The organism is Deltaproteobacteria bacterium GWA2_45_12, from assembly GCA_001797365.1.
Lineage (GTDB): Bacteria > UBA10199 > UBA10199 > UBA10199 > UBA10199 > UBA10199.
In genome coordinates, this window is sequence record MGPH01000052.1 from 29,624 (window position 1) to 51,428 (window position 21,805).

General features: G+C 45.9%; 18 protein-coding genes and 1 pseudogene (1 of these 19 only partly in view). 5 read left to right on the forward strand and 14 right to left on the reverse strand.

Annotated features, from left to right (window positions below; genetic code table 11):
* The 12 genes and pseudogenes from A2048_00375 to A2048_00430 all read right to left on the reverse strand — a co-directional run.
* Positions 1-805, reverse strand: a pseudogene (locus A2048_00375) (hypothetical protein); it reaches 335 nt to the left of the window's first position.
* A gap of 162 nt (positions 806-967) precedes the next feature.
* Positions 968-1,729 (reverse strand): hypothetical protein, encoded by a 762-nt coding sequence (locus A2048_00380; GenBank protein OGP08113.1) that lies wholly within the window; start codon positions 1,727-1,729, stop codon positions 968-970.
* A 74-nt stretch (positions 1,730-1,803) separates the two neighbouring features.
* Positions 1,804-3,720 (reverse strand): hypothetical protein, encoded by a 1,917-nt coding sequence (locus tag A2048_00385; GenBank protein OGP08114.1) that lies wholly within the window; start codon positions 3,718-3,720, stop codon positions 1,804-1,806.
* Between the two features lie 114 nt (positions 3,721-3,834).
* Positions 3,835-4,854 (reverse strand): glycerol-3-phosphate dehydrogenase, encoded by a 1,020-nt coding sequence (locus A2048_00390; GenBank protein OGP08115.1) that lies wholly within the window; start codon positions 4,852-4,854, stop codon positions 3,835-3,837.
* A gap of 90 nt (positions 4,855-4,944) precedes the next feature.
* A complete protein-coding gene (locus A2048_00395; GenBank protein ID OGP08116.1) occupies positions 4,945-5,568 on the reverse strand; it encodes a hypothetical protein in 624 nt (207 codons plus the stop codon).
* Entirely contained in the window at positions 5,565-5,840 is a 276-nt protein-coding gene (locus A2048_00400; protein OGP08117.1) for a hypothetical protein, read from the reverse strand. Before A2048_00400 ends, A2048_00395 begins: the two co-directional genes overlap by 4 nt.
* On the reverse strand, positions 5,841-6,212 hold the full coding sequence (locus A2048_00405) for a hypothetical protein (GenBank protein OGP08118.1): 372 nt from the start codon (positions 6,210-6,212) through the stop codon (positions 5,841-5,843).
* 205 nt (positions 6,213-6,417) lie between these two features.
* Positions 6,418-7,155 (reverse strand): hypothetical protein, encoded by a 738-nt coding sequence (locus tag A2048_00410; GenBank protein ID OGP08119.1) that lies wholly within the window; start codon positions 7,153-7,155, stop codon positions 6,418-6,420.
* A gap of 33 nt (positions 7,156-7,188) precedes the next feature.
* Complete coding sequence (locus tag A2048_00415; GenBank protein OGP08120.1) at positions 7,189-7,593, reverse strand: hypothetical protein; 405 nt, start codon at positions 7,591-7,593, stop codon at positions 7,189-7,191.
* 136 nt (positions 7,594-7,729) lie between these two features.
* A complete protein-coding gene (locus tag A2048_00420; protein OGP08121.1) occupies positions 7,730-7,978 on the reverse strand; it encodes a hypothetical protein in 249 nt (82 codons plus the stop codon).
* Between the two features lie 201 nt (positions 7,979-8,179).
* On the reverse strand, positions 8,180-9,667 hold the full coding sequence (locus A2048_00425) for a hypothetical protein (protein OGP08122.1): 1,488 nt from the start codon (positions 9,665-9,667) through the stop codon (positions 8,180-8,182).
* Between the two features lie 105 nt (positions 9,668-9,772).
* The gene (locus A2048_00430; protein ID OGP08123.1) at positions 9,773-11,257 is read right to left on the reverse strand and encodes a hypothetical protein; all 1,485 of its coding nucleotides are present in this window, start codon (positions 11,255-11,257) and stop codon (positions 9,773-9,775) included.
* A gap of 335 nt (positions 11,258-11,592) precedes the next feature.
* Between A2048_00430 and A2048_00435 the strand changes: the two genes are divergently transcribed.
* Genes A2048_00435 through A2048_00445 form a run of 3 tightly spaced genes read left to right on the forward strand, consistent with a single transcriptional unit; the run spans position 11,593 to position 15,416 of the window.
* Entirely contained in the window at positions 11,593-12,249 is a 657-nt protein-coding gene (locus A2048_00435; protein ID OGP08124.1) for a hypothetical protein, read from the forward strand.
* Positions 12,246-13,454 carry a hypothetical protein gene (locus A2048_00440; GenBank protein ID OGP08125.1) on the forward strand — a complete coding sequence of 403 codons (1,209 nt, stop codon included), beginning with the start codon at positions 12,246-12,248 and terminating at the stop codon, positions 13,452-13,454. The genes A2048_00435 and A2048_00440 overlap by 4 nt, the downstream gene beginning before the upstream one ends.
* 12 nt (positions 13,455-13,466) lie before the next feature.
* Positions 13,467-15,416: a hypothetical protein gene (locus A2048_00445; protein ID OGP08126.1), complete on the forward strand. Its 1,950-nt coding sequence runs from the start codon at positions 13,467-13,469 to the stop codon at positions 15,414-15,416.
* A gap of 88 nt (positions 15,417-15,504) precedes the next feature.
* Here A2048_00445 and A2048_00450 read toward each other — a convergent pair whose 3' ends face one another.
* Positions 15,505-16,851 (reverse strand): hypothetical protein, encoded by a 1,347-nt coding sequence (locus tag A2048_00450; protein ID OGP08127.1) that lies wholly within the window; start codon positions 16,849-16,851, stop codon positions 15,505-15,507.
* 282 nt (positions 16,852-17,133) lie between these two features.
* On the opposite strand from A2048_00450, the gene A2048_00455 reads away from it, so the two are divergent.
* Together A2048_00455 and A2048_00460 are read left to right on the forward strand one after the other, a co-directional pair.
* Positions 17,134-19,572, forward strand: a complete 2,439-nt coding sequence (locus tag A2048_00455) for a hypothetical protein (protein ID OGP08128.1) — start codon at positions 17,134-17,136, stop codon at positions 19,570-19,572.
* A gap of 18 nt (positions 19,573-19,590) precedes the next feature.
* Positions 19,591-21,189: a hypothetical protein gene (locus tag A2048_00460; GenBank protein OGP08129.1), complete on the forward strand. Its 1,599-nt coding sequence runs from the start codon at positions 19,591-19,593 to the stop codon at positions 21,187-21,189.
* Here A2048_00460 and A2048_00465 read toward each other — a convergent pair.
* Positions 21,182-21,805, reverse strand: coding sequence for a hypothetical protein (locus A2048_00465; GenBank protein ID OGP08161.1), 624 nt, complete (start codon positions 21,803-21,805; stop codon positions 21,182-21,184). The genes A2048_00460 and A2048_00465 overlap by 8 nt on opposite strands.

Sequence of the window (21,805 nt, forward strand, 5' to 3'; positions counted from 1 at the left end):
CGCTGGCTGCGGCTGTACAAGAAGGAGTCAGCGACGCTGAAAAAATCATGGGGCGGCCAAAATGTTTGATGAAGTGGATGATTTTTTTGTCTCCGGCCACAAAACCACCGGTAGAGGCCAAGCTTTTGCTAAAAGTTCCCACGATTAAATCGACCTGATCCTGAACTCCAAAATGATGGGTTGTTCCACGCCCTCCCGGCCCCAGCACACCCAAACCATGGGCATCATCAACGGCGATGCGTACTTTGTGTTTTTTGGCCACGGCGATCATTTCAGGCAGGGGAGCCAAGTCACCTTCCATGCTGTAAACTCCATCGACAAAAACAATGGGCCCCTTGTCTTCAGGAATTTCGGATAAAATCCGGTCCATGTCGGCCACATCGTTATGTTTGCACTTGATGGTTTCCCCATCCATGAGGCGGCATCCATCGTGAATACTGGCATGAGCAAAGCGGTCAACCACAGCCACTGCATTTTTCCCCACAAGGGCTGTCAGCATTCCCAAATTAGCCTGGTACCCTGTTGTAAAAACCAGGGCCGCTTCTTTACCCAAAAATTTGGCAAGTTTTTCTTCGAGTTCGTGATGGATTTCCAAGGTGCCATTTAAAAAACGGGAACCCGTCATCCCGGTTCCATATTTTTTGATGGCTTCGATTGAGGCTTCGCGAACCTTGGGATGAGTGGTCAAGCCCAAATAATTATTGGACCCCAACATCACCACTTCCTTCCCCTTATAGCGCGCAACCGGACCCTGATTTTCTTCCAAGGCTTGAAAATAGGGATAGAGCCCTGTTTGTTCGATCATTTCAACCAGGTTCCAGGTAAGGGCCTTTTCAAAAATATCATGCCCCCCCTTTTCAACCTGCTTGGTCCAGTCTGTTATTTCGTCTTGAAGATCCATAAAAATATATGTAGGGGAGCAATTTATTGCGCCCACAATACGGGCGTCATGAATGTCGCCCCTACCTCAAAATACAAACAACCCCATTCCCCCATCCACCTGAAACACCTGCCCCGTGACGTAACTTGAACGTTCGGAACACAAAAAAGTGACAACATCGGCCAATTCCCGTGTTTCACCAAAACGCCGCATGGCGGTGGCTTCTTTCATGCGTTCAAGCATGTCGCCGCGCAACCCTTCCATGGCCATCTGACTTTTGATCACACCGGGGGCCACAATATTTGCGGTAATATTGTAGCGTGCGCCTTCCAGCGCCAAAGATTTCCCCAAACCGATGACCGAAGCCTTGGTGGCAGAATAACTTGTTTGCCCCAACCCTCCCATGGTGCCTGCAATGGAAGCCATCATCACAATGCGCCCCCATTTTTGTTCCACCATGTGGGGCCATACGGCACGGCTTACATTGGCCGTCCCAATTAAATTAACCTGAACATCCCGATTCCATTTTTCAACGGGAATGCTTAAAAACATGCCCACCGTCGTTAAAATGGAGGCATTGTTGACAAGAATCTGAACGGGTCCAAGTTCTTCCTTAATTTTTTGAACCGTGGCCGAAACCTCTTCCATCTTCGAAATATCACACACATAACCCTTGGCTTGGGCCCCTTTATCCGTGGCCATTTTGATTGTTTTATCCGATGGGCGCACATCAATAACGGCAATTTTGCAACCACACTCAGCCAAGGCTAAAACATCCGCCCGCCCCAACCCATTCCCCGCAGCCCCCGTCACAAGGGCCACTTTATCTTTAATTCCATAGTCCACCATAAACACCCCCCCTTAAAAAGATGTAGTCTTATTGAAATTGGAAGGGAAACGTCAATGGTTATTTTGGCACCTCTTTAAGACCGGCGCACACGAGGGACAGGAATACTATGCTGTTGCATAAGCGTCCGAATACGGGGCAGAAGAGTTCGTCGTGATATTTCATCATCAAAATAACGGGCAAAAAAAGAATAAAGCGCCCTAAGATAAAGGCCGGATTGCGCAACAGTAAACCCCCGGGCTTCAATATTTAGAAATTGAGTTAAATCCCGGGCTGGATTCGCACCTTCCCTTTCTTCAAAATAAGACAGCCATTCCCAAAAATAATGATTGAGCTTTCGATGCAGATAAGCCCATTCCTTTTCATGACCATTGAGGAAAACATAGGCTTGAATGATGTAATGAAGAGCTCCTTTCCCTTGAAAAAAGGCCATGGCCAAAAGAATACCGCCCAAGATGTTCTTCCTTTCCTCATCTGGATAAATAGCTCCGTGAATCATGATTTGTTCCATAAGATCGCGTCCTGTTTCATCTGAAACATTCTCATCTACGGCGAAAAGCGCCCTTAAACGCAATTTTTCCAGCGAGCCAACACGTCCAACCAGCGTTCTCTCATAAAATTGCAGGGATTCTTCATATCGCAACCTGAGCGTTTCCATCCTTTTATCAAAAATCGCTTCCAATGTCCCAAAATCCTTGCCCTGAATTCGTTTTCGGATCCAGGCTAAAACATCCAAAGTTATCCGCACTCGATCCCCTATCCCTACCCAGAGAACACGGGAATAATCTTGAAAACGGGTGTGCCAGGAAAACTCATTTCCATAGGGTTCCACTTCAAGAGGATGGGCAAAAACATCCGGGGTAGAATAAATTGATTCATGAACATCCAACAATCCTAAAACAAGATCCAATTCTCTTTCTCCAAAATGGGGACGATGCTTGGCCATGACCACAAGGAGGCATTCGATATAAAGGGGGAAATAAAAGGTGCTTTCAACTTCGTCCCTAAAAATGATCCCCCAGCGGGAAAAAGGACGATAAGCCTCAAGCGAACAAGGTTCATCGGGAAGTAAGCCACAAATGAATTCTGCAAAACCTCTTTCGATCTCCCGCCATTTATCTTCGCAGTCGGCGGGCACATCCCCATGATTTTGTGCCACCTGTTCCATAAGAGGGGCATCCTCCCGCAATAAATCTTTCATCATGGCATACAGTGGATCAAAAACCCCTTTGGTTAAATAGCACGTGTTCACCCTATTCCTTACATTTACAAGCTCTTGCTGATAGGGACACGGTCCTAGGGTCTCCAAAAAAGCATCGAGAGCTTTAAGAGCAAATCCGAATCGAGCAACATTGGAGATTAACCTTAATTTTTTTGTCCAACTCAATCGGGAAAATGTGTTTTCAAGAGCGATGAGAATGAATCGTTGTTGCCTATCGTAGACTTGTTCTACAGCGTCATCCAACAAACCTAAATTTTCATGGATGATGCGAAGATGTTCTTCCATATCTTTCCAAAAAGTGGTTGGGCGAACTTCGGGTAATGGTTCTTGTTCAGGGCGGGGTATGGTGGCAGCAATTTCATCCAAAGTCCGCGTGATCCCCCCCTCCAGGCCATAATGAAACAACTCAAAAAGATACTGCCCTAACAAAACCATGCGTTCTTCCTGCCCCAGCGCTAAGTTCAGACGCTCCCAAGAAACGGAATCAGGAACGGGCCGTACATCGAAGTTGTTTGGGTGAGAATGCTTGGCTTTACTGCCATAAACGGGTTTTAAACCACCTTCTTCGTCATTGGGGATTTGTTCCCACCATGGAAATAGATTGGGAGAATGCATTTCTATCGGCGAAGAAGGAGGCTCGAAATGAATGGGGGGGGACCGGTCGTGATACCCCTCCTCAAGTTTTGAAAGTCTAAGAGATCCGTAGGGCAAAAAATAAACAGGAGCATGAGGATGTTGAGGTTTGGGTGTCGCAACTCCAAAACCGATCATACGCGAAAACCCTAGACTTGGGCCCATGACTCTGTAGAGGGAAATAGTCATATAATTTTAAAAGAATATTGTCCTTATCGCCACGAAGGGCCATAAGTTGCTCTAAAAACAAGATCATTCAATCCCTTCCATCTCATCTTTGAGGGCACGGGAAAGAATTCCTTTAAGGGCTTCGGAGGGGGGGAGGTTTTCATAGAGGATAAGATAAATATGTTTTGTGTTGGGCATGTCTACGGCATGTTTTTTTGCCAAGAGATAAGCCGACTTAGCCGTGGCCACCCCTTCCACCACGCACTTCATGTCTCGAATAATGTCGGGAAGCTTTTGGCCCCTTCCCAAAAGAAGGCCCGTTTTTCTGTTACGCGACAAATCCCCCGTACAAGTTAAAATAAGATCCCCCAAACCGGACAAGCCCGAAAAAGTCAAGGGATCGGCCCCCATTTTGACTCCCAGCCTTGTCATCTCGGCCAAGCAGCGTGTCATCAGACCCGCACGCGTGTTCAAACCAAACCCAAGCCCTTCGGCAATGCCTGTTCCTATGGCCATCACATTTTTAAGGGCGCCCCCCAATTCAGTCCCCAAAACATCATCCCCGGTATAAAGCCGGAAAGTACGGGCCGAAAGAATTTCTTGTAATTGTTTAGCCACGCCCGGATTGGAAGAAGCGATCACAGCCCCTGTCGGTTGCCCCGCCACCAGTTCTTCGGAAAAAGTGGGGCCTGATAAAACGGCAAAACGTTTTTTGATATGTAACCCAAAAATTTCCTCAAAAATAACAGAAGGTGTGACCAAGGTTTCCTGCTCAATTCCCTTGCATGTGTTCACAAAAAGGGTTTTTTCATGAATGGAACAAGCCGATCCTTTTTTTAAAACAGCCCTTAAAAACTGGGTCGGGATTGTAAACACGACAATGTCCTTGTCTTCCATGGCGGAGGATAAATCTTCTGTCGCTAAAATATTTTTAAGATTGAGATTGGATAAATAACACGGATTTTTTTGGGAAGTATTGATGCCACTTACAATTTGGACATCCCTGGCCCAAAGAGTTACACGATGCCCTTTTTGGCTCCAAATGGAAGCAAGGGCTGTTCCAAAACTTCCGGCCCCAATAATGCCAATGGAGAGTCTGTGCATAATTCATCTCCTCCCCTTTGTTCCGCAAACGGAATCCCGCTATGCGGTGATAAGGGGAGGATTAAGGTGGGGTAGATGGCGTTTGGAAGGTCAATGGTGTTTCTTGCCTGCCAGTTTTTTTACCGCCGAAAAAATCAGGAGCCAGGGCATGTCATTTTGGTGGGTCATCACAAAACCGTTTTTGCGCAGATAGGTTAAAAGTTCAATCTGGTCATACATGTGATGATACGGATGATTAAACAACTGCTGCAATACAAAACCCATTCCCGGCATGGTGAAGGTTTCAATGCTATAATCGCGCATCAGCAAAACACCCCCATATTTCAAAACCCGATGCACTTCACGGATGGCCTTGCGCCAGTCTTCCAGGTGATGCAACAGATCGATCATGATGACGGCATCAAAACTTTCATCCTCAAAAGGAAGCTTGCACACATCAGCTCGTTGAAAAATAAGATTGGTGGGATTATCCGCTTCACTCTCAGCGCGGGCCACACGTTGGGGGTCAATGTCTATGGCTATATAATTTAGGCATTTAAGTTTGGCCGAAAGATAACGCGCCGTTTCCCCCTTATTGCAACCCACTTCCAGAATGGAAGCCCCGCGGGGAATGCGTGACCACTTTAATAAAATGGGAAGATCAAAAATACGACGCGTCCAGTAGTGTATGGGGATTTTATCCAAAACCTGCGCTACAATGGCGGGAGTATTCATGCCAACGCCTCAATTTCTTCCAAAAGCTTCAAATCTTTTTCGGTAAGGCCCCCCTCGGTGTGGGTAAACAATTTTATTTCCACACGATCGTAGGCCACCCTAATTTCGGGATGATGGTTCATTTCCTCTGCAGGGTCAACCAGCTTATTGACAAACACAATAGCCGTAGGGAAATTGGCAAAACGAAATTCTTTGGTGAGTTTTCCATCCAAAATTTTCCAGCCCTGAAAACGCTGGATTTTTTCACGAATGGTAAGGGGGGTGAGGATCATTTAATGAAAATTGGTTTTAATAAAACGGTCGATGGCCAGGATATTGTCGTCGTATAAACCTTTAAACTTGATGGCCACGCCTTCCTGGCCAGGCGTATAAGAAGTGCCAAACTGGCAGCGCGCCACATGGCCATAAACCCGGACCGGTTTTTCGGTGTCGGGAAGATGAACAATCATTTCAATTTCCTGGGGAGGTTGCGTGTCATGGGAAACAACGCCTTCTCCAATGGGCACAAACATTCCTCCACAGCTAATGTTTGTGGCTGTGGTGTCAATGCGCTTTCCATCGATGACTAAATTAACATCAAGATCGACATCCAACCTTCGATGGTTACGCTTTTCCGGGTGGGACAAAAAACGGGATTCTTTCATAAATGGGCCTCCCTCTAAAAAGGCAATGATAGATTTACAAAATTATTCCCCCTCTCGTCAACGCTTTAATCTAGACAAGGTGCGTCATAATCGTTGTTAGTCGCTTTTTTCATTTCAATATTCTCATTGGACATGGTGAGCTTTAGTCGAACCATCACTCGGCATTTACGCCATGTAGTGACAGGTCGCGACCTGTCACTACTCATTAATAATGTGGCAGAAAAAAAGTGACCAGGCTCATAAGAACCACACCCAAAAGAAAGGCGAAAAGATTTTGAATGCGATGTTCCCCCACCCGATGCACTTCAGGAAGAAAATCGCTGGTGGCAATGTAGAGAAAGGTTCCCAAACTCAGTGACAAGGCCAGTCCACTGCCCGTTTGAGAGTGCCCTTGAAGCAGAGCCATTGAAATAATGGCGCCAAAAGGAATCACACTTCCAAAAAGAAAAAGGAAAAGAACAATTTTTCTGCGACGCCATCCAGCCCGCCGCAAAATACTGGCCAGCGAAAAACTAGAAGCCACCTTGTGCGCCATAATGGCCAAAAAAACCAGCCACGCAAGGTGGTTGCTTACAACAAGGGCGGCTCCCAGGGCAAAGCCATCAAAGAGGGTATGCACCATCATGCCTGCAAAAGCAGTCACCCCCATGTGGTGATAGTTGCAATGGCTTTCTTCGCAGGGGTGGACCATCACAAATTTTTCAAGCACAAACAGGCCCACAAAACTAAGAAGAATGTACAACCCGACCGATCGGGGCTCGGCCCGTTCCAGCGCATCGGGCAATAAATGGAGGAAAGCCGTGGCAATCAGAACCCCCGCACTAAAACTGACAAAGCGATGCAAGTGCCCCTGTTCCCATCGCGAAAGAAGCGGAACAATCCCCCCGGCCATCGTAAGCACGATGGCCAAAACACCTAGAATGAAGATTTGGGGAAAAACCATAAAATTCCAAAATGCCCTATTAATGAAGGTGAATTAAGAAAGAGCGATGCGCTCAACGGTATCCTGATTGATAAGCTGGGTGAAAAGATTGATATTATCCACATCGCTCTCTTCTTTTTTGATAAAACCACAACCAATTTCATAAAAAGGATCCAGCTCGCAACTAACAGGCTTGGACCACATCACCCGCGCCATCACGTAATTGCCCGACTTGAGAATGCGCGGCATTTCCAATTCAACATCGGCCAAAAAATGATCCTGCAAATAAACCAAAACCAGATCTTCTTTTTGATAGGGCCTGTTCGAACGAAAACAAAAGCCTTCCGCCGAAACATTTTTTGAAATGACAATGTTCTTGTCGATTCTTTTGGGTTCAACAAGGGATAAAACTCTTTGTTGGGCCCTTAAGGCCAGACGTTGATATTTACGTTTTTCCATTTTTTTAAGAGATTAAGAGAAATTTTCAGGATCTTGATTCTCACTGTCATCCCCGAGTGCTTTTATCGGGGATCCATGGATTCCCGACAAAAACGCTCGGGAATGACATTACATATAATTTGGCGCGAGTATAATTTTAGGCGCGATAGGATGCAAGGTGTGATTTTATTTTTTCGAGTTTTTCCGATAATTGATTGAGCTTTTGATCCAAATTAATTTGGGATGATTTTAAAAAATCAACTCCACAAGCCAGCCTTGAACCGGTTAAGGCATGTTTTGAAACACGATGGGCATGTTCATGGATTTGTTTCCTGACTTCTTCTACATCATGGGACACATTTTGGGTTTGCTCATCAAATAGCTGGGCTAATTCTGTCGATTCCATACAAAACTCCTTGTAGCCTAAATCATAAGCAAACCCAATGCCAAAAAAACAAAGAATACCAATAAATTATCCTCTTATTTTTTAGATATTTAAGAAATATCCCCCCATGATCGTCTCAGACACATCGGAACTTTTTGCCTAGATTCTCAAACTGGAACTGCCCAAATTTTATAACTTCCCGAAGTCCTCTCCTATAATTCATCATTTATATTCCACCAAAAGTACCCGATGATTGAGCATGGGGTTCACCGGTTGCTGATCATCAAATATGAATGTGTTGGCAATAACAATCGCTTTCCCATTTCCAAAGAGATGAGCAAATTCCAATCTCTTACTTGGGTTGTCATCCCGTATAACTTTGACCTTTGGAGTGATAGGGTTGCGTTGCTTGGGGAAGTAAAAGCTGGCATAAATTTCTCCGACCGTCGCCAATTCCCCCCATGCCATTAAGGCATTTTCATTGGGATTAGCCGATAATTCAATCCGCCAGATGTGGGCAATGCCCGAGCCCGATTGAAGCTGAGTTACCAAAAGTGGATTGGTCCAATCATCCCCTCCGTCGTACGTTCTAAAAAAAAGAGAAGAGTCAGTAAAAAGAGTCCTATTTATCGGGTCTCGGGTATTAATCAAATACAAATTATATGTTAAATCATTGTGGGCATTCTCCATCTGAAACTCAATTTCCTCTCCTACTAAAGATGTAAGCCAGTGGGCGCTGTTAACAGGGTCATCTTCTTCCATTCTCACTGTGGCAACCGTTTCATTTCTATTTGCTCTATTCGCACGGGATTTAACCATCCCTAATAAGGTATCTTCGTCATGATATTCGAGCCCCTCAAATCCACCACCAACATTATTTGGATCCACCAAGACCTGGATATCCAATGGATCGGCTTCCCAAACTCCCAAAGAATTTGAAAGATATAGGTTACGAGTAAGGCTAAGGGCAAGATTCCCTCGAGTACTAAGAGCAGCACTAAACCAATCCGTTTCATCTGCCATATGAATAGGTGCATCACACTGGTCCCATGAACACCTTATGGAAAAGACGCCCACGTCCTCGGAAGAGACAATAAGGGTGTAAAGGGGAGGTTTCGAATTATGCATGAAAATATAGTGCGGAAAAACATCACTGTTATTATTAACCCCCTCATTCAAGACAACGGGCGGTGACCAAGCCACATCATTACTGCGTTTGAAGGAAATCAACACATGGGGCTTATTGGCCCCTGCGGGCATGGTTTTGCTTGTCCAAGCGATGATCGAATTTCGATGCTTATCGACATAAATTTCTGTGGAATAATCTGGGTCATCCCAACACCCCATAGAATTATAGAATTCCTCATGAGGTGGATTTAACGGAACAGGGTTGGACACTTGTCCATTTTGATAGGTCGTCACATATAAGATCTTTGTTATACAGTCGATCTGCAGAATCTGGCAGAATTCGGAATCATTACATGCGGCACCGGCAAAATAAACATTATTGGGGTTAACCAAGGCGGCATTTTGTTGCAAAGGGATGGGGGCTTTCCATGTTTTTGCATCCCTGACAGGCAGGTTTACACGCACGTCTATTGGATTTCTGCCCTCTATTCTTTGCTGCCTAAATGGGTTAGCCGCATGAACTGCCCAAGTATTCAGGAATATAACTCCCGCCATCATCATTATTTTTAACCAATTTTTCATATCTCCTTTTTCACTTTTTCAAATGTAAGATAAGAAAATCCATTTCCTCAAATCCCCCAAAAAAAAATAAATTTTGCAAGCTTCACCAAAAGTAGAATTAGACGCCTATAATTTCTCCAAAAACTCCGCCAAGGTGCGCACCATCACACCGGTGCCGCCTTTTTTCTCGTATTCGCGAGGGGCATCCGTCCAGGATGGGCCGGCAATATCGAGGTGGGCCCATTTCATGGAGCCAACAAATTCCTGCAAAAAGAGACCGCCGTTGATGGTCCCCCCGTATGGGCCACCGATATTTTTAAGGTCGGCAATGGGGGATTTAAGATCGTTTTTGTATTCGTCGGCCAAGGGAAGTTCCCACAATTTTTCCCCGGTTTTAAGGCCGCAAGATATCAGGGTATCCACCAATTTTTTGTCATTACCCATGATGGCTGAAATGCGATCTCCCAGCGCCACCAAACACGCTCCTGTCAAGGTGGCCAGGTCAATGGTGTAGTGCGGGTTTTTCTTTTGGGCATAGACAAGGGCATCGGCTAAGGTAAGCCGCCCTTCGGCATCGGTATTTAACACTTCAATCGTTTTGCCGTTGGAAGCTGTCACCACATCGCCCGGCCTTTGGGATTTGGCATCCGGCATGTTTTCAGCGGCAGCCACAAGCCCCCATACTTCAACCTTGGGCTTTAGTTGGGCAATCACAGACATAAGCCCTATCACCGCGGCGGCCCCCGACATATCGTCCTTCATGGTTTCCATGGATTTTGGGGGTTTTAAAGAAAGGCCTCCCGAATCAAAGGTAACGCCCTTGCCAATAATCACCACTTTTTTCTTGGCACTGCCGGTGGGCTTGTAGTGCATTTCAATAAAAGCCGGGGGATGGATGCTCCCCTGGGCCACACCCAAATAGGCTCCCATTTTCATCGCACGAATTTGGGGTTCTTTGTAAACAACAGTCTTGATGCCCTTTAAGCCTTGCGCCATTTTGGCCAGATCAAACGGGGCCATGTCTGCAGCGGGCGTATTGATAAGATCCCGCGCTAAACGAGCTCCTTGGGCCACAAGCTCTCCACGTTCCAATCCCCTTTTTACCTCAGCGACTTTTTTAGGGTCGGGACACAAAAGCGCCACCTCTTCCACCGTGGGCGAATCCTTGGGTAATTTTTTGTATCGACTAAACTGATAGGCGGCAAGCCCCATGCCTTCTACCACGGCTTGCACACATTCCCCTTTGGAGAAAACGCCCAAATGCCCCCCATGCGCGGCAGTGACAATCTTTGAGGCCCTGATTTGTAAAGCTGTCTGATAGGCACTTGCGGAGGCTTTGCGAACTATTTCAAGATTAAAATTTTTCTTTTCGCCCAGACCCACAATCAAGACATAATCCGCCGACAGTTTTTTCCAGGTATTGATAAGCTTGGTTTGACCTGCTTTACCTTCAAATTTTTCCTGTTTTAAAACTTGCTTGATAAACCCGCCTGTTTTTTTATCGAGCTTGCCTAAAAATGAGTGGGTATCTACCTCACCATCGTGCATATTAAGCACCAAAAGATGGGTTTTAAGAGTCTGGAAATCGCGTGTTTCAACGGTAAAGCGCATAATCCCTCCAAAAAATGGGTATGATTCAAAGAAGTTAAGTTTAATGCAAGCCGGCCCCCTTTCCAAGTATTTCTTTGTTTAATTCTAAAAGAGGCCCAGCAATTTTTCTTTTTGGTTGCAAGAAAAATTTCTTCATTTTTTTTCAAAAATCACTCTTATGCTATTGACATTTTTTTTTAGGCTTCCTAGAAAACTTGTTAAATGTAGCTCGCTCGTGCAATCTGTACGTGGTAAAAAACCCCGTCAGGAAATCTCCCACCCTAGGCCCACAGGGCCGGTGAGGGGGAGGCTCTAGTGGCTGTGCCACTGGAGGGGGCGACGCGAGCCCCTAAAAAATGAATCGCCGCAAGAGGGAAGAACTCATCCTTATTTCTGCACTTAAAGTTTTAGCGCGCCAAGGCTATGCGGCTACGTGCGTGGCTGATATCATCGACGAAGCCCAGGTCGCCCGTGGAACTTTTTATCTTTATTTCAAAAGCAAACAAGATTTGTTCCATGCATTGCTCGACGGATTCTTCACGCAAATAAATAGCGAGTTCACCAAAATTTCCGCCGACGTTTTTTTAAACGAAATAGATCCAGCAAATAATTTACGGCAACAACTCACGGGGATTATTTCAACCTTGACCAAAAATCGCCTTTTAGCAGAGCTTATTTTTAAACAGGTGCATACGCTTGAAGCTGATTGTCAGGCAAAAATTAGTTTGTTTTTAGATCAGACAACCCAGGTCATCGAAAGCACCATTCAAGCCCGGGTGCGTTCGGGGGAGTTCCGGTTTGTCAATGCGAAATCAGCGGCTCGTAGCATTATCGGTTCGGTCAAAGAGGCCGTTTTCCACTGGCTGACGCGTGAACCATTTGAGTTTGAACAAAACCTTTCTGGAATGATCGATTTTATTTTGGCCGCCCTTCTTCCACCGCTTTCAACCCATGCCATGGCTGGGGAAGCCCAAAATGCCAATGCACGCATCAGTGTTGGCAATCTGCATTGATTTTCGTGTCATCGGTTAACGCCATTGAAAAAACCTACCGCGAGCTTTTAGCCAAACAAAAAAACGTTCTTAAACTTTTTTCAGGGAATCCAGCAGAGCACGGAATTTTGTTTCCCCCGAAACTTTTCAAAGAAGCTTATCTCCCCTATCTTGATAAACTTGATTACAACCCCCATCCAAAGGGCTCCTTGGAAGCAAGGGAAGCTATCGCAAGGTATTACAAAAGACATCATCATCTGGCTAACCCTGAACATATTATTCTTACCTCAGGCAGCAGTGAGTCTTTCTTTTATCTTTTTTCACTCCTGGCCCAACCTGGCCAAACCATCCTGGCACCCACACCTTCTTATCCACTCTTTGAATCCATTGCCGCCATGGCCCATGTATGCCTGGATTTTTATCCCCTGGATGAAACGGACAATTGGAGCATTGATCTGGAAGCTTTAAGGAAAAAAATAACGCCGCAGACAAAAGCCCTCATCCTTGTTTCTCCCAATAACCCTACAGGAGCAGTTATTGAGGGAAACCAGATTGATAAAATTGTGGCCTTGGCCAATGAACATGGTGTGGCCCTTATTTGTGATGAGGTATTTTCCGAATTTTATTTTGGCCAAAACACTTTCCCCCGTCCTGCTTTTTTGGCGGAGCCTGCCCTGTGTTTTACCTTAAATGGGCTCTCTAAAATGCTGGCGCTGCCATCGATGAAACTTTCGTGGATTCTTGCGACAGGGCATTCTGAAAAAGTAATCCAAGTCCTCGATGCCCTTGAAACCATGGCCGACACATTTTTAAGCTGCCATACCGGGATTCAAAAAGCCCTGCCCTTGCTGCTGAAAAAATCGGAACTCTTTGTCGCTTCTTATCATCAGGAAGTCAAAAACAGGCTGGCCCTCGCTTTAGATCTTTTAAACCATCCATCCATTGATTTGATCCCTCCGCAAGGCGGGTTTTATCTCAGTTTCAAAATAAAGACCCCGCACATCCCTTTTGGCCTTTCTTCATGGGAAGATGCCCAAGAGCATTGTGTCATTAGCTTTATGAAGGAAAAGGGCGTTTTTATTCACCCGGGTTATTTTTACGATTTAAACAAGGGGCTTTATTTTGTGATTTCGTTTTTGACGGAACCCACCTCTCTACGCCATGGTCTGGGGCACTTTAAGGATTGGATGACCCAAGAAACCCTTGATTCTTGCTCCGGAGTATAGCAGTAAATTTGAATGCCTCCAGCCGCACGTCCCCAAAAAAATCATGAAGATTGGAAAGAATCGCTTCTTTATTATTTTCAGTCGGATTTGGCTCTGGATTTGGACCAGCAAATTTCCATTCCAAAAATACTGACGCGCGTTCTAAAACAGTATGGCCAAAAAACAGCGCTTCAGGAAAAAGTGGATGGCCGTTATGTTCCGATTTCCTACCTTGAAATGGTTAATCACGCCCGGGCTTTTGCAAAATCAGTTATCGAAGACAAAATTCCCCCACAATCGACAATCGCCCTTTTGTTGGGCAATTCCCCGGCCTGGGTTTACGCCGATTTGGGAACGCAGTTTGCCGGCGGCATTACGGTCCCCATTTATCACACCCTGGTTCCTGAAGCGATCAAGTACATTTTAAATGATTCACAGGCCAAGATGATTGTGATCGAAGACGATCGTCAGCTGGAAAAAATCTTGGCCATTGAAAAAGAACTCCCCCATTTACAAAAAATAATCGTTCATCAACCAGGGGACATCACTTTCGATTCCAAAATTGTCAGCTTCAAACAGTTTCTGGAAAACGGCTTTGAAAGTGCCATTGCCGATCACGAAATAGACAACCGTGTAAACGACATCAAGCGCGACCATCTGGCGAGCCTTGTTTACACCAGCGGAACCACGGGCAATCCCAAGGGGGTCATGCTGACACACCGGAATTTTCTTTCCAATGCCTATGCCATGCTCTCGATCACCAAATACAATTACCGGGACCGGTTTCTTTCGGTATTGCCGCTTTCCCATGTTTTTGAACGCACGGGGGGCTATTACATGCCCCTTCTATGCGGCGCCAGCATTGGTTATGCCGAAAGCATTCAAACCATGGAAAAGGATTTTGGCGAAATTAAACCCACGGTATGCTGCGTCGTCCCGCGCATTTTGGAAAAACTTTACGAAAAGATGAATGAAAATTTTGCAAGCCTGGGTCTTGTTCAAAAAACCATCTTGAACTGGTCTTTTAAGGTGAGTGACAAAGTGTGGGCCTATCTTGACAAAAAAAACAAGAGTGGGGAAGCTGACCGGCGGTTTCGCCATCGTCCAGAAGATAGATGGGATGAGTCTTTCAGTTTTTGGGAAAAGCCATGGCTGACCCTCCAGCATTGGTTGGCCCATTTTTTGGTTTACCGAAAAGTGCAGGCCCGTTTCGGGGGAAAATTACGCATGTTCATTGCCGGAGGCGCCGCCCTTTCGCCCAAGATTGCCGAGTTTTTTAAAAAATTCCACATCATGGTTTATGAAGGTTATGGGCTTACGGAAACCAGCCCGGTGATCGCCTTTAATTACGAATCAAAATACCGGCCCGGAACCGTGGGAAAACTTTTACCCAATATCCAGATCAAATTTTCAGAGGAAGGTGAAATTCTGGTCAAGGGCCCCAGTGTGATGGCGGGCTATTTCAACAAGCCCAAGGAAACCCGTGAGGCTATTGATGAAAATGGCTGGTTCCACACCGGGGATGTGGGTTGTTTTGATGACGGCAATTATCTGAAAATTACCGATCGCATCAAGGAACTGATTGTCTTAAATACGGGTAAAAAAGTGGCGCCCCTTCCCATTGAACAAAAAATGGCCCTTTCCCCCTTGGTGGCTCAGGCCATGCTTGTGGGAAATAATGAAAAATATATCGCCTGCCTTATTTTCCCCGCCATCGAAAAAATAAAATCACTGGCCAAAAAAGAGGATTTAAAAGGGGAAGTGCTGGAAAATTTGTGTGAAAATGAAAATATCCGCAAGCCATATATGGATATTGTGCATGCCATCAATGCGGAACTTTCTAATTTTGAGCAAATCAAAAAATTTGAACTGGTGCCCTACGACTTGGCAAAAGATCACGAAGTTCTCACCCCCACCTTAAAATTAAAAAAGAAACTCGTCGCGCAGAAGTTTAAAAGTTTGATCGAAAAGATGTATGCGTAATTGTCAGAACATAACCTCATGGGTTTGTTTTAATCCCCTACGCTCGTTGGCGCAGGATGCGCGTCTTGCCGGGTCAAAACCCTCCGCCTTAGGAGAATCTTCCAGGGCTTCTGGGGTTGATACCCTTGATCAAAAATTGTGGCATCGGCAAAATGGGAATGCCATCGTTGGCTCCTTCCTGGTTTTGAGTGAGGATAATGGAGTTGGGGTGCTTTTTTAATTCGGAGAGGTCCCACGATTTCAGTTGCTTCGTCCATTTGACTTCGATGGCAAGGGTTTGCTTGGGCTGCACGGCGATCACATCGATTTCTCCTTTTCCCTTCCAATAATAAGTGGGGCCTTTTAGCTTGAAAGCACCAGCCACAACTGATTCCGCCTTGATCGGTTCGTTCTCGATTGTGTGGTTCCAAAGTCCCTCCCTGTGGAGCCAGCGTTCGACGGTGTTCATAATGAAGGGATCCCAAAAATGGATCTTGCGGGCTTTTTTAGGAAAGCCGATCTTTTTATTCTGATCAAAAGCTTGGAGGGTGAACAAGACATCCATCCGTTCCAAAAGATTGCAATAGTCAATGAAGGTTTCCTTGCTGATTTCCCCCATCCTTTGGGCCAGCGAGGAGTATGTGACCTGGGAGCCCAAGGTTTCCCGGACCGTCTTTAAAACACCCAAAAGAATGGAGAGTGATTTGCCCCTTCTTTCCATGTCCCCCTGGATCCATTGTTCGTAAGTGATGTAAGTGGCCTCTTTGATACTTCCATTTTTATGGAAGTCATTGATGGTTTTGAGGTGCCCCCCGCATTGGAAATAATCTTTGAGGAGTGAAAGGAGTTGGGAGGGATCAGGATGTTCCGTAAGGATTAAGTTCGGGTCGATTAACCGGACATAGTCAAAGAAGGTGAGGGGGTGAAGATGAAAATCCGTTTGGGAAGCTTCCCCCCTCCTGCCGGGAAAACGGCTTGCGGCTTCCTTAAGGATGACATTGTCCGATCCGGTGATGATGCAAAAGCCCCGGCGAAACCAACCTTCGTCGGCAAGAGCTTTGATGGCCCGGTCCCAATCTTTGACGAAGGTGACTTCATCGAGAACAAGAAGAAAAAGAGGGGAGTGTCGGGAAATTTCTTTCAGAAGCAGTCGAAGTTTTTGACCCAGTTGAATGTGCGTGTCGATTTGATCGCAAGGAAGGTAATAAATGGATTGGGGAGGAAATCGTTTTGTGACGAGAAGCTCTTTTAGGAGAAGTTTGGTGGAGGTTGTTTTGCCGATTTGGCGCCCTCCCGTTAAAAGATAAATGCCCGGAGCTTGCCAATCGATTTTTCGCCACCAATCCATGGGATGAACCAAGGGGGTTTCGCTTAAGGGACTTAAGTGGGGATCATGTTTTAAAAACAGATCCATCCCTTTTAAAAATAGGTTATGGTTAGAATATTCATCAAACATTTCAATATATTATATTTATAAGACAAATTTGTCTATTACATATTAGACAAATTTGTCTAAAAACTCTTCCAACCGCCCTTACAATTAAGGTTGCTGTAAAAACCACTTATTTTTTAAGTATTTAAAAAGACGCAACTTTTTTACCCCTTTGCCGAAAGAGAGTTATTAATAAAAGTTGACGATTCAATGATGGATGTCATTTTTATTTGAAAATGAAGAAGGCAAAAACGGGCAAGTCGACCCATTCATTGGACTTTCAACTCGTTTCGAAAAACAAAATTTATGGGTGTATTTTTAAAATTTGGTGGGGGATTGGGGATGAAGGCCACCAATCCATTTTTGGGAGGGGCACTTCCTAGATTCCAAACAGGGTCCGTGGGGCACTTTCACTCTCCAAGACCAACTCCCGCATTTATTCCTGCTCAAATAAAACCCCAAACTCAGGCAGCCGCAAACTTTATTCTTCCAAGCCATTTTTATCCTCTTGAGGGTCTGACAACTGAAATCTACCCTGATGCCCCCCCGTTTACCCTGCGGGCCAAACCGAAAAAGGAAAAAGACACCCATCACGCAAATTATCTTCAAGGCCGCGAAGCTCTTTTTCAATCTTTAAGAATTTTGGAAGATTTAGCGACCCACACCCGTCCCCCCCAATACACCCGGGCCCAACTAGAACGTGTCCAAGCCGCCTTAAAAACTTTCGAAGCTACTGCCCAAGCCATTCACTTTGCCTACACACGTGGTGGGGTTAATGAATACAGTACCCTTGAGCGCGCTCTCGATATTTTTTACTACATGCAAAGACAAACTCCCGTTGAAGATCGAACGAGCGTTCTCTTTGAAGGCATCATGCTTGGATTTAACCTGGGCAACATCAATAAAATAGACACCTCTTATGATTTGGGCACGGTAGTGAAACTGCTTATTTATAATTTTGCCGGCATTGAAGCTAAAAAAAGAGGGGGCAAACTTTTGGGTATTTGGGGAACCAACACCGCTGTGTATGGGGTGAAGGCTGATGAAATGGAAGATTTTCATCGGGATGTTATTTTGTCCGTACTTGGATTTGTAGGTCAAGACCAGGCCCTTTCACCCACAGACACAAACAATCTCCGCTTGGACATTGCCAAACTCATGGGCAGGGATGGGTTAAGCACCCATCAGCTTACAGGGTGGGCGGAACTTGTTGCAGGAGGATCAGAGAGTCTTGGCCTGACTGCCGGACATGCTGCTTATAATATACCCCTGGATGCAAACCATGGGGAAGCCGAAGTTGAAATGATCAAATTTTTGGCAATTTTGGCTGAAAGCGAAAAAAAATCCAAAGACTCCGGGCGCATTCCGGTGGAACTTGTGGTCACACCCGAAACTCCCTTAAGCATGCGCCCCTTGCTGGCCACACCCAAGGTCATTGCGGCAAATACAGAGCAACCCATTTCCGAAAAACTGGATCCACACGGGCTTACTCCCATTGAGGCACTCCCAACCCCCGCTGAAATAGGCCGCCCAACACTTACCCCTGAAGATATCCACCAAGGGCGCCTTCCCCGTCCCAATCACGATGGGAAAAGACTCATTGTAGTGGCTAATGAAGCACTAGACCCTGTTTCGCGTCTTTTGGCTTTGTTGGATTCTGAGAATCCCCAAACTCAGGCACTGGCGGCGAAAGCTCATCAGTATTTGGCAAACCCTCATTTGAAAATTTTGGATACCGAAGGTCAACCCATGCAAGTGAATGCAGATGCTTTACTTGATGTGATTTATCAACGCTCCCTTGAACAAGAACGTTTCCCGGGCATTTATCGCATCAATGTTTTTGCCAATGCGGCCACACGCCTTTTTGGCGATGATGATTTTTACATCCAAATGGCGGAATATCGCGATTATTACGGCCACAACATGAATAACCCCGCAGATCCGGGTGACACCATGCATCGGCTCACCATGGATATTTTGGCCGAAGGTTATCAGGCCAACGGAGTGGAAGTTATTTTGGGAACCCAAGGGGGCGATGAGATTTTTATCGCCATGAAAGCCACAAGGACCAACGGGGAAAAGCTTTCTTCAAAAGAAATCGGAATCATTTCAAATTATATTTGCACCCATTTCGAAAGGATTTTCTTTAAAGTAAGACATGGCATGACAAGTAAAGTGCCCCCGCTTCCCGGTGGCATTTACCAAGGACGCGGTTATTGCCTTAAAGAAGAAGGTGGCCATTACCAGGTTTTCTATCAGGGGAAGGATATTTCCACCGATGAAATGCTAAATTTCATTTCTGCCATTGGAGAAGCTCATGGGATTTTGTACGATCAACTTGAAAGCATCAGCAAAGTAGCCAGCCTTTCCAAAATAGCCGATGTCGAACGATGGTGCATTTATGAAAAAATGGCACCCGATGGACAAAAGCTTACCATTGCTCTGGCTCCCGGCACACCTGTACCTGCAGATTATGTGGCAAAACAAATCTCTCTTTCCACCACACTCACCCCGGCTATCTTAATACCAAAGGGAAGTTCCCCAAGCCTTGTAACCATGGCCATGAAAAAAGTGGGTGATCTAGCCGATGAAATGAAACGCATGGCCGAAGACAGACCTAGCACACCGGACAATCCAAACAATTATTCGCCGGTTATCGATTTCGGCTGGCATCCCTTCGATGACCTGGAATTAGAAGTCCCTTTTATTTCAGAAACGGATTGGTACTTCAGCCCTACTGGGTAGAACGGGTCTTTGTATCTTATGACAAACATCAAAATCCCCAATCCAACACTGGCAGCCGTTGAAAGAACCATCAAGTTGATGGACGAAAACAATTGGCCCCATGCCATGGATGTTTCAGATATTGCTGATCCCGAAATACAAAATATTGCGACCCAGTTCGACCCCCAAGCCCATGAACTAACCCAGGCCGATTTGTTCAAGCTTCTTATCCAAGTAGAGCAAGGTCAAAATGTGCGGGATCCCTATCTCAACCAAAACGATTATCTGGCCTCTCACAGATTGCGCGAGGCCCTTAACTTACCCACAATGGATCCAAATGGCGTGACACTTTCCTTTCACACTTTTGAAATTTCGCGCGGGACACAAATAGGGGCCACCACAATCCAACCACAAAATATTTCCAACCCACCCCTTGTGTTTTTTGGAGGCCTTTTGCACAAGGCCGCCGTCTATCTTCCTTTTTTAACAGAATTGGCCAAGGCCCAGGGACGTACCATCCATGTAGTCAGCCTGCCGGGCATGGGAGAAAGCGGGCTTAAACACGGAGAGTCTGTTACTCACCAACTTATGGTGGAAGCCGTTTGTAAAACCGTCCACGAACTCATTCCCGCTGACTCTTCGGTAGCCCTGATGGGGCACAGCTTGGGGACAATTCCCCTTCGCCACCTCTACCATCATCAGAAACTTTTGGACCGCAAGGTGGAACAATGGGTTTTAGTCACCCCTAGCCCCGCTGAAAGAGAATATAAGGCGGGATTATTTTTACATCCCACCTTTGCCGCTGCTTCCGGAATAGAACCCATGGTTCTTGGGAAAATAAAGCCCACCCTGCTTCCCCACTTCCTCTTCAATAATCACCCCGAAGAAGAAGCAGAATGGTTGGACAAAATTGTGGGGCGCGAAGAATTTCCCGTTGGATTTTTTAATCAGATGGAAGTTGTCATGGCTATTGACCAAGAACCTCTTCTGGAATCTGTGAAAAAGGACCCTAAACTTAAACTAGTCTTTGCCGCCAACGACCGTTTAATCCCTCTTGCCAATCCAGAGATGTGGAAACGCTTTAGAAATGTGCATGTTCTAAAGGGAGCCGATCATTGTTTTATCGCCGGGAAGGAGTCATCAAAACATTGGGTAAACGATATTAAAAATATTCTTGATCAAGGGGATTCCCGCCCTCCTCTTGAAGAAGAAAATCTTTATCCCCATACAAAATTGGCACTGGGAGGAACATCGGGTATGGACACCCACGGCACCCTCATCGCCGGCGGAGAATTAAGTGCCACCCTCGCCCTTTTGCCAAATCTGGCAGGGATTGCCGCTCTTCTTCCTCAAATCCGTATTGAGGATTTTGAACGTTTCCGCACTCCCGGATTTGCCCAAGTTGGTTTGGATATCGCCCCCGATGCCGATGGGCATATAAGCGTCTTTACAGGTGGACAAGCCGGTTATGATGCCTTTCACAGTCAATTCGTCCCTCCCCAAATTCTTGCCGAACTGCGATATACCATTGTGGGGGCGGCAGGAATCTACGCCCAGATAGCGCAGGAAGTGTTGGCCCCCCTTAATCCACAAAACATCACGGGAACTTTTGGGGCAAGAATGTCGGGACTTAGGTGATAAAACGATTGGTAATAATCTTCTGCCCTGCCGCATAGGCGCGCCGAACCACTTCTTTCCAATGAGTATAGGGAGATTGAAGCGCTTTATAGCGGCTTAAATCCGTCTGCAAAAGATCCCAGGGTTTGGGTTCGGCTAGCTGAATGGCCAGTTGTTGGCTGATCGAATTATCTTCCCGTTGGGGATAGAGGCGATCCAACGAATCAAGGGCTTCAAGAGCTTTTGAAACCCCCAGCCGATCAAAGAGAGCCACAAAATCAATAAAATCCCTTGTCGTGTTGCGCCGCACAACCAGATAGGCTTTAATCCGAAGCATTTCCTCGAGGGTGGGAATTTTCAAACCCCGAACAATCGTTGTTTCTAAAGGAGCCTTACGAATAAGTTGTCTTAACCCGGTTCGAACCCCCTGAAAATGCCCCAAAATAAGAACCGGCGGCTCCAATCTTTTCGTGCGCCAGCCCGCTTCTTTTTCCACTTCTTTCAAAATATTTTGAAATCGTTTTTTTAAATCCGTAAATACATGGTCAGCATCCAAAGAAATGCGATGGCCAGCATGGAGGGATGCCGCGGTCCCCCCCACAAGAATGCATTCGGGGAAATGGGACTGAAACACCAT